The following is a 15,770-nucleotide window of genomic DNA, read 5'->3' as shown; positions in this document are numbered from 1 at the left end:
GGGTGGGAGGCCCTAACCGGGGGGCCACTGCATCCCGCGACCGCCCAGGACGTGGGCGTGCGCGTGGAAGACGGTCTGGCCGGCGCCCGCACCGGTGTTGAGGACGATGCGGTAGCCGCTCTCGGTGATCTTCTCGTCGGAGGCGACCAGTCCCGCCTCGCGCAGCACGTCGGCGGCGGCCTGCGGGTCGCCGGCGGCCAGCGCGGCCGCGTCCGGGTAGTGCGCCTTGGGGATGACCAGGACGTGCGTCGGGGCCTGGGGGTTTATGTCGCGGAAGGCGACGGTCGTCTCGCTCTCGCGGACGATGGTCGCCGGGATGTCCCCGGTAACGATCTTGCAGAACAGGCAGTCGGTCTGCGGCTCTCCCGCCATGGCCCGGCCTCCTCGGTCGTTCGGTCCTCGTGATCAGTACACCGGCATGCTATCGGGCCGGACCGGGGCACGGGGGCGGCTCTCAGCTCCAGCGCCCGGTGCGCCCCATCAGCAGTGCCGCCGCGGCCGTCCCGGCGGTCGAGGTGCGCAGGACACTGGGGCCGAGCCGGTAGGCGGGTGCCCCCGCCTCGGCGAAGGCGGCGAGTTCCTGGGGGGACACCCCGCCCTCCGGGCCGACGACCAGCACGACGGTGCCGTGGGCGGGGAGTTCGGCGGTGGCGAGCGGCTCGCTGTCGCCGGCCCGGTCCTCGTGCAGGACGCCCGCGAAGTCCGCAGCGGCCAGCAGGGCGGCGACCTGTCTGGTCGTCATGACCTCCGCCACCTCGGGGAAGCGGACGCGGCGCGACTGCTTCCCCGCCTCACGCGCGGTGCTGCGCCACTTGGCGAGGGACTTGAGCCCCCGGTCGCCCTTCCACTGCGTGATGCAGCGCGCGGCCTGCCAGGGCACGATCGCGTCGACGCCCGTCTCCGTCATCGTCTCCACGGCGACCTCGCCGCGGTCGCCCTTGGGCAGGGCCTGGACGACGGTGAGGAACGGGGTGGGCGCGGGCTCCTCGTGGACGCTGTCGAGACCGGTGACCACGAGCCGGTCCTTGCCCTCGGCCGCCCGTACGACACCCTCCGCCCAGCGTCCCCGCCCGTCGGTCAGGACCACGCCCTCCCCCGGGTTCAGCCGCTTCACGGAAACCGCGTGCCGCCCTTCGGGTCCGTCCAGGACGAACTCCGGCCCGCCGGGCAGCTGTTCGACGACGAAGACCGGTGCCGTCACTGGGCACTCCTCACACTCACTGCCGCACGCGCGGCTTCCATTTCGGCGGCGAGCAGACCCACGAGCTCCCCGGCGGGCAGCTCGCGTGCCAGCCGGTGTCCCTGGCCCGCCCACAGGGCCATGCCCTGGGCGTCCCCGGCCTCGGCGGCGGCCCGGCGCAGCCCGCTGGTCAGCTGGTGCACCTGCGGGTAGGCGGCGGGAGCGTACGGGCCGTGCTCCCGGACGAACCGGTTGACCAGCCCCCGCGCGGGACGCCCGGAGAAGGCACGGGTCAGGGCCGTGGTCACGAACAGCGGGTTGGTCAGGGCCTGCTTGTGCAGCGGGTGTGCACCCGACTCGGGGCAGGGCAGGAACGCCGTACCGAGCTGGGCCGCGTCGGCCCCGGCCGCCAGCACGGCGGTGATCTGCGAGCCGCGCATCAGTCCGCCGGCCGCGATGACGGGCAGCCGCACGGACTCGCGGACCTCGGAGATCAGGGAAATCAGCCCGGTGCCGGTGAGGCCGGCCTGCGGGTCGTCGCGGTGCGTGGACTGGTGACCGCCCGCTTCGAAACCCTGGACACACAGGGCGCCGGCCCCCGACCACTGCGCGTTCCGCGCCTCCTGCGGAGAGGTGACCGTGACGACGGTGAGCGTCCCGGCGGCGGCGAACGCCTCGAGCACCTCACGGGTGGGGCATCCGAACGTGAAGGAGACCACGGGTACGGGGTCCTCCAGCAGGATCGCCACCTTGGCCTCGTAGGCGTCGTCCCCGCTGGAGTCCGGGTCGCCGAGAGGGGTCTCGTACCAGGCGCCCTCACCTGCGAGCTGGTGGCGGTAGACCTCCACGGCGCCGGGGTCGGCGACCAGCGGCTGCGGCATGAAGAGGTTGACGCCGAAGGGGAGCCCGGTCAGCCTCCGGAGCTGCTTGACCTCGTTGTACATCCCGTCGGCCGTCTTGTAGCCGGCGGCGAGGAATCCGATCCCGCCGGCCTCGGCCACGGCGGCGGCCAGCTCCGGTCGGGAGGCGCCGCCCGCCATCGGGGCCTGCACGACGGGGTATCGGCAGAGATCGGTCAGCGCCAAGGACATGAGCGCATCGTGCCACGTCCTGAGGATCGTGCCGAATCAGCGGTTGCACCCCACCGACGGGCCCCGGACACACGGCACCGCCCGCCGGTACGGGACCGGCGGGCGGTGCGGTGACAGGGTTCAGCGGCCGTTGAAGGCGTCCTTCAGACGGGAGAAGAGCCCCTGCTGCCCCGGCTGGAACTGCCCGGTGGGCCGCTCCTCACCACGCAGCTTGGACAGCTCCCGCAGGAGGCGCTCCTGCTCGGGGTCCATCTTCGTCGGGGTCAGCACCTCGACGTGCACGATCAGGTCCCCGCGCCCGCCACCACGCAGATGCGTGATGCCGCGCCCGTGCAGCGGGACCGACTGGCCGGACTGGGTGCCCGGCCTGATGTCGATCTCCTCCAGGCCGTCCAGCGTCTCCAGCGGCACCTGGGTGCCGAGGGCCGCCGCCGTCATCGGGATGGTGACCGTGCAGTGCAGATCGTCGCCACGCCGCTGGAACACGGCGTGAGGCAGCTCATGGATCTCGACGTACAGGTCGCCGGCGGGGCCGCCGCCGGGGCCGACCTCGCCCTCGCCCGCGAGCTGGATCCGGGTGCCGTTGTCGACACCTGCCGGGATCTTCACGGTGAGGGTGCGCCTCGACCGGATGCGGCCGTCGCCGGCGCACTCGGGGCACGGGGTCGGGACGACCGTGCCGAAGCCCTGGCACTGCGGGCAGGGCCGGGAGGTCATGACCTGACCGAGGAAGGACCTGGTGACCTGGGACACCTCGCCACGGCCGCGGCACATGTCGCAGGTCTGCGCGGAGGTGCCGGGTGCGGCGCCCTCGCCACTGCAGCTCGTACAGACGACCGCCGTGTCGACCTGGATGTCCTTGGTCGTACCGAAGGCCGCCTCGGAGAGGTCGATCTCCAGGCGGATCATGGCGTCCTGGCCGCGCCGGGTGCGCGAACGGGGTCCGCGCTGCGACGCAGTGCCGAAGAACGCGTCCATGATGTCGCTGAAGTTGCCGAAGCCGCCGGCTCCGAACCCTCCCGCGCCACCGCCGCCGCCCGAGGCGGACAGCGGGTCGCCGCCGAGGTCGTAGACCTGCTTCTTCTGCGGGTCCGAGAGCACCTCGTAAGCGGCGTTGATCTCCTTGAACCGCTCCTGGGTCTTCGGATCCGGGTTGACATCCGGGTGCAGCTCGCGGGCGAGCCGACGGAATGCCTTCTTGATCTCGTCCTGGGATGCGTCGCGGCGTACGCCTAGTACGGCGTAGTAGTCCGTGGCCACTTACGACTCCGCCAGGATCTGTCCGACGTAACGTGCCACTGCGCGTACCGCTCCCATCGTTCCGGGGTAGTCCATGCGGGTCGGTCCGACCACGCCGAGTTTGGCGACTGCCTCGTCGCCCGAACCGTAGCCGACCGCGACGACGGACGTGGAGTTGAGGCCCTCATGGGCGTTCTCGTGCCCGATCCGTACGGTCATGCCCGAATCCGTTGCCTCACCGAGCAGCTTCAGCAGCACGACCTGCTCCTCCAGTGCCTCCAGCACCGGCCGGATCATCACAGGGAAATCGTGCCCGAAGCGGGTGAGGTTGGAGGTGCCGCCGATGATCAGCCGCTCCTCCGTCTCTTCGACCAGGGTTTCGAGAAGGACGGAGAGCACCGTCGACACGGTGCCCCGGTCCTCGGTCTCGAAGGACTCCGGAAGGTCCTGCACCAGCCGGGGCACGTCCGCGAAGCGTCGTCCGACGACCCGGCTGTTGAGCCGGGCCCGCAGATCGGCCAGCGACATGTCACCGAACGGAGCAGGGCAGTCGATCATACGTTGTTCGACCCGGCCCGTGTCCGTGATCAGCACGAGCATCAGCCGGGCCGGAGCCAGCGACAGCAACTCCACGTGCCGGACCGTCGACCGGGTCAGCGAGGGGTACTGCACGACGGCGACCTGTCTGGTCAGCTGCGCGAGCAGCCGGACCGTGCGGCCCACGACGTCGTCGAGGTCGACCGCGCCGTCGAGGAAGTTCTGGATGGCCCGGCGCTCCGGCGAAGACAGGGGCTTGACGCCCGCGAGTCTGTCGACGAAGAGACGGTAGCCCTTGTCCGTCGGAATACGCCCCGCACTCGTGTGCGGCTGGGCGATGAAGCCCTCGTCCTCCAGCACCGCCATGTCGTTGCGGACGGTCGCCGGGGAGACCCCCAGGCTGTGCCGCTCCGTGAGCGCCTTGGAGCCGACGGGCTCCTCGGTGCCGACATAGTCCTGGACGATGGCGCGCAGCACTTCGAGTCTGCGTTCGCTGAGCACCGCGCACACCTCCAGCTGTGGTTCTCCGGCGTCTGCCTGGCACTCTGTGCATTCGAGTGCCAGCAATCCCCCCGGTCAGTGTACGGGGGGAGGGTGGTCCCGGGGCAAGGCCGACCGGCCACGCCGTCGCGGGACTGCGCAGGTCGTTGCCGATAGCGTCGCCGTATGGACGTCTCTTGGGAAGAGTTCGGCTGGGAGCGGTTGGGCAACGGTACGGGGCGGCGACGCCTTCCCGTCTGGGACGCGACCGCCGCACTGGTGGCCGGGGCGGACGGTGTGCTGCTCTACGACACGGGTTCGACGCTCCGGGAGGGAGTCGAGCTGCGCTCCCAGGCGGAGAGCATGCTGGGCCGGAGGGTGACGCATATCGCATTGAGTCATCCGCACTTCGACCATGTGCTGGGCACGGCCGCCTTCTCCGGGGCGGAGGTCTACGGGGCGGTCGGCACGGCGGATCTGCTGGGGCGGGGCGCCGGGGAACTGCGCGCGGACGCGCTTCGGCACGGCATGAGTGAGGCCGACGCCACTGCGGCGACGGACGCGCTGGTGGCCCCGCGGCATCAGGTGAGCGGCGAGTGGACGCTCGACCTCGGGGGCGGGCTCCAGGTGCTGCTGGCCAATGTGGGCCCCGGGCACAGCGGCCACGACCTCGCGGTGCTGGTTCCGGGGTCACCTGTCGTGGTGCTCTGCGGCGACCTGGTCGAGGAGTCCGGCGAGCCGCAGGCGGGCCGGGACGCGGTCCCCTCGCACTGGCCGGCGGCGCTGGACCGGCTGCTGGAGCTCGGCGGCGAGGACGCGTCGTACGTGCCGGGACACGGGGCGGTGGTGGACGCGGCGTTCGTACGGGCGCAGCGCGCCCGACTGGCCGCCCGCTTCGGCGTGTCGTGAAAGGGCCTCCGTTTATCGTCGTGCCATGCGCAGCTACCAGCCGGATCTGACCCCGCCGTGGAAGAAGTCCGCTCCCGCCCCCGAGGTCCCCGCAGAACCCGATCTGGTCGTCGAGGAGGCCGTCACCGGCTTCTGCGGTGCGGTGATCCACTGCGAGAAGACGGCTCAGGGCCCGACGGTCACGCTGGAGGACCGCTTCGGCAAGCACCGGGTCTTCCCCATGGAGCCGCGTGGTTTCCTGCTGAAGGGCAGGGTGGTCACCCTGGTGCGCCCGTCGGCCGGCGGCCCCGTCCGCCCCTCACGTACGGCCTCCGGTTCCGTGGCGGTCCCCGGAGCGCGGGCGCGTGTGGCGCGCGCCGGCCGCATCTACGTGGAGGGGCGGCACGACGCCGAGCTCGTGGAGCGGGTCTGGGGCGACGACCTGCGCATCGAGGGCGTGGTGGTGGAGTACCTGGAGGGCGTCGACGACCTCCCGGCGATCGTGCGGGAGTTCTCACCCGGTCCGGACGCCCGGCTCGGTGTCCTGGTCGACCACCTGGTGCCCGGTTCGAAGGAGTCCCGGATCGCCGCCCAGGTCACCGACGCGCACGTGCTGGTGGTGGGACATCCGTACATCGATGTCTGGGAGGCCGTGAAGCCGTCGTCCGTGGGTATCCCCGCGTGGCCGGTGGTGCCGCGCGGGCAGGACTGGAAGACGGGCGTGTGCCGTGCGCTGGGCTGGCCGGAGAACACGGGCGCGGCCTGGCAGCACATTCTTTCAAGGGTCGGCTCGTACAAGGACCTGGAGCCGCAGCTGCTGGGGCGTGTCGAGGAACTGATCGACTTCGTCACCCTTCCCGCCTGACACCCCCGGCACGGACCCGGCCCTCAGTCCACCAGGTCCCGCACCACGGCGTCGGCCAGCAGCCTGCCCCGCAGTGTGAGGACGGCGCGCCCCTCGTCGTACGGTCCGGGCTCCAGCAGTCCGTCCGCGACCGCGCGGCCGGCCGCAGCCAGGCCCGCGGGGGCGAGCAGCGACAGCGGGCAGCCCTCGACGAGCCGCAGTTCCAGCAGGATGCGCTCGACCCGCCGGTCCTCGTCACCGAGCACCTCACGGCCGGCGCCGGGCGAGCGGCCCTCGGCCAGGGCCTGCGCGTAGGCCCCGGGGTGCTTGACGTTCCACCAGCGCACCCCGCCGACGTGGCTGTGGGCCCCGGGTCCGGCACCCCACCAGTCGGCGCCGCGCCAGTACAGCTCGTTGTGCAGGCAGCGGCCCTCGGGCGTACGGGACCAGTTCGAGACCTCGTACCAGGAGAAGCCCGCCGCCGCCATCGCCTCGTCGGCGATCAGGTAGCGGTCGGCGTGGACGTCGTCGTCCGTCATCGGGACCTCGCCCCGGCGGATACGGCGGGCGAGCTGGGTCCCTTCCTCGACGATCAGCGCGTACGCCGACACGTGGTCGGGCCCGGCGCCGATCGCCGCGTCGAGGGAGGCCCGCCAGTCGTCGTCGGACTCGCCGGGGGTCCCGTAGATCAGGTCCAGGTTGACGTGCTCGAAACCGGCCGCACGGGCCTCGGCGACGCATGCCTCGGGCCTGCCGGGCGTGTGGGTGCGGTCGAGGACTTTCAGGACGTGCTGCCGGGCGCTCTGCATACCGAAGGAGACGCGGTTGAAGCCGCCCTCCCGCAGCGCCGCGAGATACGCCGGATCGACGGACTCCGGATTGGCCTCCGTGGTGATCTCGGCGTCCTCCGCGAGCCCGAACTCCTCCCGGATCGCAGCGAGCATCCGGACGAGGTCGGCCGCGGGCAGCAGCGTCGGTGTGCCGCCGCCGACGAAGACCGTGCGGACGGGGCGGGGGTCGTCGCCGAGGACCTTGCGGGCTTGGCGGACCTCCTCGACGAGATGGGCCGCGTAGTTGTCCCTGGAGGCCAGTGCGCCGCCGGAACCGCGCAGCTCGGTCGCGGTGTAGGTGTTGAAGTCGCAGTAGCCGCAGCGGGTGGCGCAGTAGGGCACGTGCAGGTAGAAGCCGAGCGGCCGGCCGGCGGCGCCTTCCAGGGCGTGGCGGGGCAGCGCCCCGTCGTCGGGCACGGGCTCACCATCGGGCAGTACGGAAGGCATACCGTCCATTGTCACTCGCCGGCGGAGCTGCCCCGCACGCCTGCCTCTCGGAGGCCGACCCCGTATGCCTTCCGTCGGACGGCTGTCACCCGGCGGCTGTGGCGCCGCCCGGCTCGTCCGCGTCTGCGTCGACCCGGATCACGAGCAGGGCCAGGTCGTCGTCGGGCGGTCGCTCGGCGAAGGCGTGGACGGCCTGCTTGATCCGGTCGGCCGTCGCGGCGGCCGAGAGCCCCGCGCAGCCCGCGAGGACCCGCGCGAGGCCGTCGTCGTCGTCGAACATCAGCCGCCCCGAGCGCCTTTCCGTCACTCCGTCGGTGACGCAGAGCAGGCTGTCGCCGGGAGCCAGGTCGAAGCTCTGGCTCCCGTACGCCACGTCCTCGACGACTCCGAGAAGCACCTGCGGCTCGGCGGCCGGGTGTACGGAGCCGTCGGGGCGCAGCAGCAGCGGGAGCGGATGGCCGGCGCTCGCCACGGTGCAGCGCACGCCGCCGCCCGGCTGTGGCACGAGGTCGCCGTAGAGGAGGGAGAGGAAGCGGGACTGGGAGCCGTCCTGCATCTGCTCGCCGCCCTGGATCTGCTGGCCGCCTGCCGCGGCGACCATGAGGGCGGCTGCCTCGGCCGCCTCCATGGCGTCGTCCAGCAGGAGCCGGTTGAGCCGGTCGAGGACCTCGCCGACGCGGTAGCCCTCCCGGGACAGCAGGCGCAGCCAGGGCCGCGCGAGACCGGTCACGACGGCGGCTTCCGGGCCGCTGCCCTGGACGTCGCCGAGCACGAAGCACCAGCGGCCGCCGGGGCACGGGAAGAGGTCGTAGAAGTCACCGCCGACCACGCCGTCGTCGCCCGGCTCGTACACCAGCGCGCTGGTGACCCCGGGTATCTCGGCGACCTTGCTGGGCAGCAGTCCGCGCTGCAGGATGCGGCTGATGGTGGCCTGACGGGTGTAGGCGCGGGCGGCGCCCACGGCGAGGCCGACCCGGCGTACGAAGTCCGCGAGGAGCGCGGCGACCTCGTCGGGGATGTGGTCGGTGCCCTCGCGGCCCACGAGGACGGCGCCGAGCGTACGCCCGCCCGAGATGATGCGGTGGGCGAGCGCGGCGCCCGTGACGTCCCCGCGCTCCGTCGTGGCGCTTCCCGGCCACGGGATGGGCACGGGGCCGGTACCGACGCTCCCGGGTAAGCGGAGCGGCTCCTTCTGCAGCGCGGGGCGCAGTAGCTCGGCCCGCGCCTCGTCGCGGTGCCAGACCCCTGCGAGCCTGGGGGCGGCCGCCGGTCCACCGCCCTCGCTCTCCAGCCATATCGCACACCAGTCGGCGAGCCCGGGCACCAGGAGTGGCCCCGCCGTCGATGCCACCAGGTCCTCGTCGAGGTGGCCCGCGAGGAGGCCGGACGCCTCGGCGAGGAAGGAGAGCCCGCCGCGCCCGGCCCAGCCCGCGTCGTCGCGCGCGGCGTGCCCGGCCGGCGGGGTCAGGGGTCCTTCGGCGCGCAGGGCACGCCTGCGGGTGGCCTCGTCGCCGGCCGGGGTGTCGGGCAGTCCGTAGCGGTCGTCGCCGGGCAGCCGGGCCCAGACGGTCTTGAGGCCGGTGCGGTAGGTGATGCCCCAGGATTCGGCGAGGGTGGCGACGAGCTGGAGTCCCCGGCCGTACTCGGCGGGGTCGGGCCTCTCGGCCCGGCCGTCGCGCACCGACCGGGCGGGGTGGTGGTCGGTGATCTCCAGCACCAGCGCGGCCGGTTCGGGTCCGGCGGAGTCCTCCAGCCTGAGGAGCAGCTCGACCGTCGTGCCGGCGTGCACGACCGCGTTGGTGACCAGTTCGCTGGCCACGGTCAGTGCGTCGTCGGTGAGCCGTTCGCCGAACTCACCGGCGGTAGGCAGGCCGAGTCCGGTCCAGTCGGCGAGCGCCGCCCTGACGAATCTGCGGGCCGCGGCCGAAGCCTGCGGGATGCCGGGCAGGCTCGTGCGGGCGACCGGACGCCGGTCGTCGCCCTGACCTGCGACGACGGCGCCGGGACGCTGGACGCTGTCCCGCTGCAAGGGAATGGGCCCCACGGTGCGGCTCCTGACGATCTCGCGAAACGCCGCTGACGTATCCCGACAGAGTGACAGACCGGGCGTTCCCATAAGCGCCGAGTGACGGAACTTCCCGGGGCCGGTGGGTGCTCGCGCACCCACCGGCCCCGGGCCGGAGTCACTCCTCGGCCGTCACGCCTCGCGGGAGCCCGCGTACATGTCGTCGATGAGGTCCTTGTACTCGCGCTCGACGACCGGCCGCTTCAGCTTGAGGCTGGGGGTCAGCTCTCCGTGCTCGATGTCGAGGTCGCGCGGCAGGAGCCGGAACTTCTTGATGGTCTGCCAGCGCTGGAGTCCCTCGTTGAGCCGCTTCACATAGCCCTCGATGAGCTCGACGGCCTGCGGGGAGGCCACCACGTCGGCGTACGGCTTGCCGCCCAGTCCGTTCTCCTCCGCCCAGCCGAGGATGGTCGGCTCGTCGAGCGAGATGAGGGCGGTGCAGAAGTTACGGTCCGCGCCGTGCACCAGGATGTTGGAGACGAACGGGCACACGGCCTTGAACTGTCCCTCGACCTCCGCCGGGGCGATGTACTTGCCGCCGGACGTCTTGATCAGGTCCTTCTTGCGGTCGGTGATCCGCAGGTAGCCGTCCTCGGAGAGCTCGCCGATGTCGCCGGTGTGGAACCAGCCGTCGGACTCCAGCACCTCCGCGGTCTTCTCGGGCAGCCGGTGGTAGCCCTCCATCAGGCCGGGGCCGCGCAGCAGGATCTCGCCGTCGTCGGCGATCCGGACCTCGGTGCCGGGGAGCGGCTTGCCCACGGTGCCGGTGCGGTAGGCCTCGCCCGGGTTGACGAAGGACGCGGCGCTGGACTCCGTGAGTCCGTAGCCTTCCAGGATGTGGATGCCCGCTCCGGAGAAGAAGAGACCGATGTCGGGGGCGAGGGCGGCCGAGCCCGAGATGCAGGCTCGGAGGTTTCCGCCGAAGGCCTCGCGGATCTTCGCGAAGACGAGGGTGTCGGCGACCTTGTGCTTGGCGCCGAGTGCGAACGGCACGGACGCCTTGCCCGTGCGGCGGAAGTTGTCCTGCGACACCGTGGCGTACTCGCGGGCGACGCCGGACGCCCACTGGAAGATCTTGTACTTGGCGCCGCCGCCGGCCCGCGCCTTGGCCGCGACCCCGTTGTAGACCTTCTCGAAGATGCGGGGAACGGCCGCCATGTAGGTCGGCCGGACCACCGGAAGGTTCTCGATGATCTTGTCGACCCGGCCGTCGACGGCCGTGACGTGACCGACCTCGATCTGGCCGGACGTGAGCACCTTGCCGAAGACGTGCGCGAGCGGCAGCCAGAGGTACTGGACGTCGTCCGCGGTGATCAGGCCGGTCGCCACGGTCGCCCTGGCCATGTACGACCAGTTGTCGTGCGGCAGGCGCACCCCCTTGGGGCGGCCGGTGGTGCCCGAGGTGTAGATCAGGGTGGCCAGCTGGTCCGGGGTGATCGCGGCGACCCGGTCGGTGACAGCGTCCGGGTTCTTCACCAGGTGTTCGGTACCCATGGCCTCGAGCTCGGCCAAGGTGAGGACCCATCCCTCGGGGTCGCCCTCCGCGGGCTCGGCGCCGGCCGGGTCGATGACGACGACATGCGCCAGTTCGGGCAGGGTGTCCCTGTTCGCCCGGGCCTTCGCCAGCTGGGCGGCGTCCTCGGCGATCAGGACGCGGCTGTCGGAGTCGGCCAGGATGAAGGCGGACTCCTCCGTGTTCGTGGAGGGGTAGATCGTCGTGGTCGCCGCGCCCGCGCACATCACGCCGAGGTCGGCGAGGATCCATTCGACGCGGGTGGACGAGGCGAGCGCGACACGCTCCTCCGGCTGGACACCCAGAGCGATCAGGCCGGCCGCGACGGCGTGGACCCGCTCGGCCGCCTGTGCCCAGCTCAGCGACTTCCAGTCGTCCGGGCCCTGGCCCGATGCGGCCGGCACCGGGTAGCGGTAGGCCTCCCCGTCCGGGGTGGCCGCCACGCGGTCGATGAAGAGAGTCGCCACGGAGGGCGGTCGGCTATCGATCAGGGTATGTGTGTCGCTCACGACGTCCTCCGGGCATGCGGGCATTGCTACGACCGTCTTGTGGGTGCTGCTGCTCGTCTGTCCTGCTTCTCGTTCCCGCTCGGCCTGCTTGTTTAACTGGCGAGTAACTAACGGGTGGTGATCAGAGTAGAGCGCGTGGCACCGTCGCGTAAGGGGCAACAGGCCGCCGCTTGATAACGAACCGTGCCCCTGCACCGCGAGTGTCCGCGGCACAGGGGCACGTGGGCCCGGCCCCGGATACACCCGAAGGCGTACTCCCGGGTGACAGCCGGGCGGGACGGGGCGGCTGCTACTTCGCGGCCTGTCGCTCTACTTCTTGGCCTTGCTCTCGCCGGCGGATTCGTCGGTCGACAGGACGGAGATGAACGCGTCCTGCGGGACCTCCACGTTGCCGACCATCTTCATCCGCTTCTTGCCTTCCTTCTGCTTCTCCAGCAGCTTCCGCTTACGGGAGATGTCACCGCCGTAGCACTTGGCGAGGACGTCCTTGCGGATGGCGCGGACCGTCTCACGGGCGATGACCCGGGAACCGATGGCGGCCTGGATCGGCACCTCGAAGTTCTGCCGGGGGATGAGCTTCTGCAGCTTGGCGACGAGCCGGACGCCGTACGCGTACGCCTTGTCCTTGTGCGTGACCGCCGAGAAGGCGTCGACCTTGTCGCCGTGCAGCAGGATGTCGACCTTGACCAGCTGGGCCGACTGCTCGCCCGTGGGCTCGTAGTCGAGCGAGGCGTAACCGCGGGTCTTCGACTTCAACTGGTCGAAGAAGTCGAAGACGATCTCTGCGAGCGGGAGGGTGTAGCGGATCTCCACCCGGTCCTCGGAGAGGTAGTCCATGCCGAGCAGGGTGCCGCGCCGGTTCTGGCACAGCTCCATGATCGCGCCGATGAACTCGCTGGGTGCCAGGACCGTGGCCCTCACGACCGGCTCGTGCACCTTGTCGATCTTGCCCTCGGGGAACTCGCTCGGGTTGGTGACGATGTGCTCCGTGCCGTCCTCCATCTCCACGCGGTAGACCACATTGGGGGCGGTGGCGATGAGCTCCAGACCGAACTCGCGCTCGAGGCGCTCACGGACGACGTCGAGGTGCAGCAGACCGAGGAAGCCCACACGGAAGCCGAAGCCGAGCGCGGCCGAGGTCTCCGGCTCGTACACCAGGGCGGCGTCGTTGAGCTGGAGCTTGTCCAGGGCCTCGCGCAGGTCCGGGTAGTCGGATCCGTCCAGGGGGTAGAGCCCCGAGAACACCATCGGCTTGGGGTCCTTGTAACCGCCCAGCGCTTCGGTCGCCCCCTTGTTCAGGGAGGTGATGGTGTCACCGACCTTGGACTGCCGGACGTCCTTCACACCGGTGATGATGTAGCCGACCTCGCCGACGCCGATGCCGTCGGCCGGAGTCATCTCCGGGGAGGAGACACCGATCTCCAGCAGCTCGTGGGTGGCGCCCGTCGACATCATCCTGATGCGCTCACGCTTGTTGAGCTGGCCGTCGACGACCCTGACGTAGGTGACGACACCGCGGTACGCGTCGTAGACGGAGTCGAAGATCATCGCGCGGGCGGGGGCGGCCGCCTGGCCGACGGGGGCCGGGACGTCCCGGACGACACGGTCGAGCAGTGCGTCCACGCCGACACCGGTCTTCGCGGAGACCTTGAGGACGTCCTCCGGCTGGCAGCCGATGAGGTTGGCCAGCTCCTCGGAGAACTTCTCCGGCTGGGCGGCCGGCAGGTCGATCTTGTTGAGCACCGGAACGATGGTGAGGTCGTTCTCCATCGCCAGGTAGAGGTTGGCCAGCGTCTGCGCCTCGATGCCCTGAGCGGCGTCGACCAGGAGGACGGTTCCCTCGCACGCCGCCAGCGACCGGGAGACCTCGTAGGTGAAGTCGACGTGGCCCGGGGTGTCGATCATGTTGAGGATGTGGGTCGAGCCCTTGTCCTCGCCCTCGGTGGGTGCCCACGGCAGACGGACCGCCTGGGACTTGATGGTGATGCCGCGCTCGCGCTCGATATCCATCCGGTCGAGGTACTGGGCGCGCATCTGCCGCTGGTCGACCACTCCCGTCAGCTGGAGCATCCGGTCGGCAAGGGTCGACTTGCCGTGGTCGATGTGCGCGATGATGCAGAAGTTACGGATCAGCGCCGGGTCGGTACGGCTCGGCTCGGGCACGTTGATGGGAGTCGCGGGCACGCAGGGTCCTGATTCTTGAGACGCCGGACGCCGTGTCTCGGGTCGATGTCGGGTCGGACGGATCGATACGTAGCCTCCATGGTCCCACGCCTGCGGGGCCGGGACCGGTTTGGGCCGGTCCGAGGGTGGCTGCTACCGTGGGCAGCTGTGCCTCGTGGCCCTCAGAAGCGGCGTGGCGCACATAGGAGATCCAACGAACCTGAAAAGGCTCTTTCGTGGCGAACATCAAGTCCCAGATCAAGCGGAACAAGACGAACGAGAAGGCGCGCCTGCGCAACAAGGCCGTCAAGTCCTCGCTCAAGACCTCGATCCGCAAGGCCCGTGAGGCTGCCGCTGCCGGTGACGTCGAGAAGGCCACTGTGGCCGTCCGTGACGCCTCCCGCCAGCTCGACAAGGCTGTCTCGAAGGGTGTCATCCACAAGAACGCCGCCGCCAACAAGAAGTCGGCGCTGGCTCTCAAGGTTGCCGCCCTCCAGGGCTGAGCTACTGATGTGATCGCCGGAACGGATTCAGCGGGCCCTCTCTCCCGCTCCTGACCGGCACCCCGCGCCGCACACCGAACCTGCGTTCGCCACGCGGGTGCGGCGCACAAAGTTGGATCCGAAGGCCCCGGCCGCGTCCTCCCCAGGACGACGGCCGGGGCCTTCGCGCTTCGTGTTCCGGGAGTTGGTGTTCCCGGAGAGGGCGGCGGCATCGGCTGACGGGCATGGCGGTTGATGGAGGGCTGGCTGGGGGGATTGGCCGGGGGGACCTGGCGGGGGGGGACCTGGTACGAGGTCGGCAGGGGCCCGATGCGGGTGCCGCGGGGTGCCGGTGAAGGGCCGGTGCGGGTGCCGGCTAGTGCCGGTGAAAGGGCTGGTGCGGGTGCCGGCGAAGGGGCCGGAGGCCCTCGGGTCAGCGGCCGCCGGAGCGCGCGGCCCGGGCTACGGCGACCACTGCCTTCTCCAGGGCGTACTCGGGGTCGTCCCCGCCGCCCTTGACGCCGGCGTCGGCCGCCGCGACCGCGATCAGGGCGGCCGCCACTCCGTCCGGTGTCCATCCGCGCATCTGCTGGCGGACCCGGTCGATCTTCCAGGGCGGCATGCCGAGCTCCCGCGCCAGGTCGGCCGGTCGGCCGCCCCGGGCCGAGGAGAGCTTGCCGATCGCCCGGACACCCTGGGCAAGGGCGCTGGTGATCAGTACGGGGGCGACGCCGGTGGACAGCGACCACCGGAGGGCCTCCAGCGCTTCCGCCGCCCGGCCCTCGACCGCGCGGTCGGCGACGGTGAAGGAGGAGGCCTCCGCCCGGCCCGTGTAGTAGCGGCCGACGACCGCTTCGTCGATGGTGCCTTCGACATCCGCGGCCAGCTGCGAGACCGCGCTCGCCAGCTCCCGCAGGTCACTGCCGATGGAGTCCACCAGCGCCTGGCACGCCTCCGGGGTCGCCGAGCGCCCGAGTGCCCGGAACTCCGCCCGCACGAAGGACAGCCGCTCGGCCGGTTTGGTGGTCTTGGGACACGCCACCTCACGCGCGCCCGACTTCCGCGCAGCGTCCAGCAGCCCCTTGCCCTTGGCGCCGCCCGCGTGCAGGAGCACCAGGGTGATCTCCTCGGCCGGGGCGCCCAGATACGCCTTGACGTCCTTGACGGTGTCGGCGGACAGGTCCTGCGCGTTGCGGACGACCACCACCTTGCGCTCGGCGAAGAGCGAGGGGCTGGTGAGCTCGGCGAGCGTGCCGGGCTGCAGCTGGTCCGGGGTGAGGTCGCGGACGTCCGTGTCGGCGTCGGAGGCGCGGGCCGCAGCCACCACATGCTGCACAGCACGGTCCAGGAGCAGGTCCTCCTGGCCCACGGCAAGCGTCACGGGGGCGAGCGGGTCGTCGGTGGAACTGCGTCTGGTGGCCATCGCGGTCCAGCATCCCACGCCCTTGTGACAACGCCGGGGGCAGCCGACCCCGGCCGTACCGCGCCCGGGCATACCGGAG

At 71.4% G+C, this 15,770-nt stretch carries 13 protein-coding genes; 3 read left to right on the top strand and 10 right to left on the bottom strand.

Annotated features, from left to right (window positions below; genetic code table 11):
- Window positions 1–12 precede the first annotated feature (12 nt).
- From ABZ441_RS11580 to hrcA, 5 genes are all read right to left on the bottom strand, one after another.
- Window positions 13–372, bottom strand: a complete 360-nt coding sequence (locus ABZ441_RS11580; protein WP_358971210.1) for a histidine triad nucleotide-binding protein — start codon at window positions 370–372, stop codon at window positions 13–15.
- Window positions 373–454: 82 nt separating this feature from the next.
- The gene (locus ABZ441_RS11575; RefSeq protein WP_358971207.1) at window positions 455–1,201 is read right to left on the bottom strand and encodes a 16S rRNA (uracil(1498)-N(3))-methyltransferase; all 747 of its coding nucleotides are present in this window, start codon (window positions 1,199–1,201) and stop codon (window positions 455–457) included.
- Window positions 1,198–2,271, bottom strand: a complete 1,074-nt coding sequence (locus ABZ441_RS11570) for a nitronate monooxygenase (RefSeq protein ID WP_358971204.1) — start codon at window positions 2,269–2,271, stop codon at window positions 1,198–1,200. Before ABZ441_RS11570 ends, ABZ441_RS11575 begins: the two co-directional genes overlap by 4 nt.
- Before the next feature lie 120 nt (window positions 2,272–2,391).
- Window positions 2,392–3,531, bottom strand: a complete 1,140-nt coding sequence (gene dnaJ / locus ABZ441_RS11565; RefSeq protein WP_358971201.1) for a molecular chaperone DnaJ — start codon at window positions 3,529–3,531, stop codon at window positions 2,392–2,394.
- Window positions 3,532–4,548 (bottom strand): heat-inducible transcriptional repressor HrcA, encoded by a 1,017-nt coding sequence (hrcA, locus tag ABZ441_RS11560; RefSeq protein WP_358971199.1) that lies wholly within the window; start codon window positions 4,546–4,548, stop codon window positions 3,532–3,534.
- A gap of 165 nt (window positions 4,549–4,713) precedes the next feature.
- Here hrcA and ABZ441_RS11555 point away from each other — a divergent pair, with 165 nt between their 5' ends.
- Together ABZ441_RS11555 and ABZ441_RS11550 are read left to right on the top strand one after the other, a co-directional pair.
- Window positions 4,714–5,436 carry an MBL fold metallo-hydrolase gene (locus tag ABZ441_RS11555; RefSeq protein ID WP_358971196.1) on the top strand — a complete coding sequence of 241 codons (723 nt, stop codon included), beginning with the start codon at window positions 4,714–4,716 and terminating at the stop codon, window positions 5,434–5,436.
- Window positions 5,437–5,461: 25 nt separating this feature from the next.
- Window positions 5,462–6,280, top strand: a complete 819-nt coding sequence (locus tag ABZ441_RS11550) for a DUF3097 domain-containing protein (protein ID WP_358971193.1) — start codon at window positions 5,462–5,464, stop codon at window positions 6,278–6,280.
- Between the two features lie 23 nt (window positions 6,281–6,303).
- On the opposite strand, the gene hemW is transcribed toward ABZ441_RS11550, so the two are convergent.
- The 4 genes from hemW to lepA form a co-directional block, all read right to left on the bottom strand.
- Window positions 6,304–7,536 (bottom strand): radical SAM family heme chaperone HemW, encoded by a 1,233-nt coding sequence (hemW, locus tag ABZ441_RS11545; protein ID WP_358971190.1) that lies wholly within the window; start codon window positions 7,534–7,536, stop codon window positions 6,304–6,306.
- An 85-nt stretch (window positions 7,537–7,621) separates the two neighbouring features.
- A complete protein-coding gene (locus ABZ441_RS11540; protein WP_358971187.1) occupies window positions 7,622–9,580 on the bottom strand; it encodes an ATP-binding SpoIIE family protein phosphatase in 1,959 nt (652 codons plus the stop codon).
- A 153-nt stretch (window positions 9,581–9,733) separates the two neighbouring features.
- Window positions 9,734–11,623 carry an AMP-binding protein gene (locus tag ABZ441_RS11535; RefSeq protein WP_358971184.1) on the bottom strand — a complete coding sequence of 630 codons (1,890 nt, stop codon included), beginning with the start codon at window positions 11,621–11,623 and terminating at the stop codon, window positions 9,734–9,736.
- A 309-nt stretch (window positions 11,624–11,932) separates the two neighbouring features.
- Window positions 11,933–13,807: a translation elongation factor 4 gene (gene lepA / locus ABZ441_RS11530; RefSeq protein ID WP_358971181.1), complete on the bottom strand. Its 1,875-nt coding sequence runs from the start codon at window positions 13,805–13,807 to the stop codon at window positions 11,933–11,935.
- A gap of 215 nt (window positions 13,808–14,022) precedes the next feature.
- Here lepA and rpsT point away from each other — a divergent pair, with 215 nt between their 5' ends.
- Window positions 14,023–14,289 carry a 30S ribosomal protein S20 gene (gene rpsT, locus ABZ441_RS11525; RefSeq protein WP_014156344.1) on the top strand — a complete coding sequence of 89 codons (267 nt, stop codon included), beginning with the start codon at window positions 14,023–14,025 and terminating at the stop codon, window positions 14,287–14,289.
- Between the two features lie 412 nt (window positions 14,290–14,701).
- Here the strand turns inward: rpsT and holA are convergent, their stop codons facing one another.
- On the bottom strand, window positions 14,702–15,691 hold the full coding sequence (gene holA / locus ABZ441_RS11520; RefSeq protein ID WP_358971177.1) for a DNA polymerase III subunit delta: 990 nt from the start codon (window positions 15,689–15,691) through the stop codon (window positions 14,702–14,704).
- Window positions 15,692–15,770 lie beyond the last annotated feature (79 nt).

Origin of the sequence: Streptomyces sp. NPDC005752, assembly GCF_040630715.1 — a bacterium.
Lineage (GTDB): Bacteria > Actinomycetota > Actinomycetes > Streptomycetales > Streptomycetaceae > Streptomyces.
The sequence above is the reverse complement of the archived record's forward strand: the minus strand, read 5'-3'. Positions and strand labels throughout refer to the sequence as shown.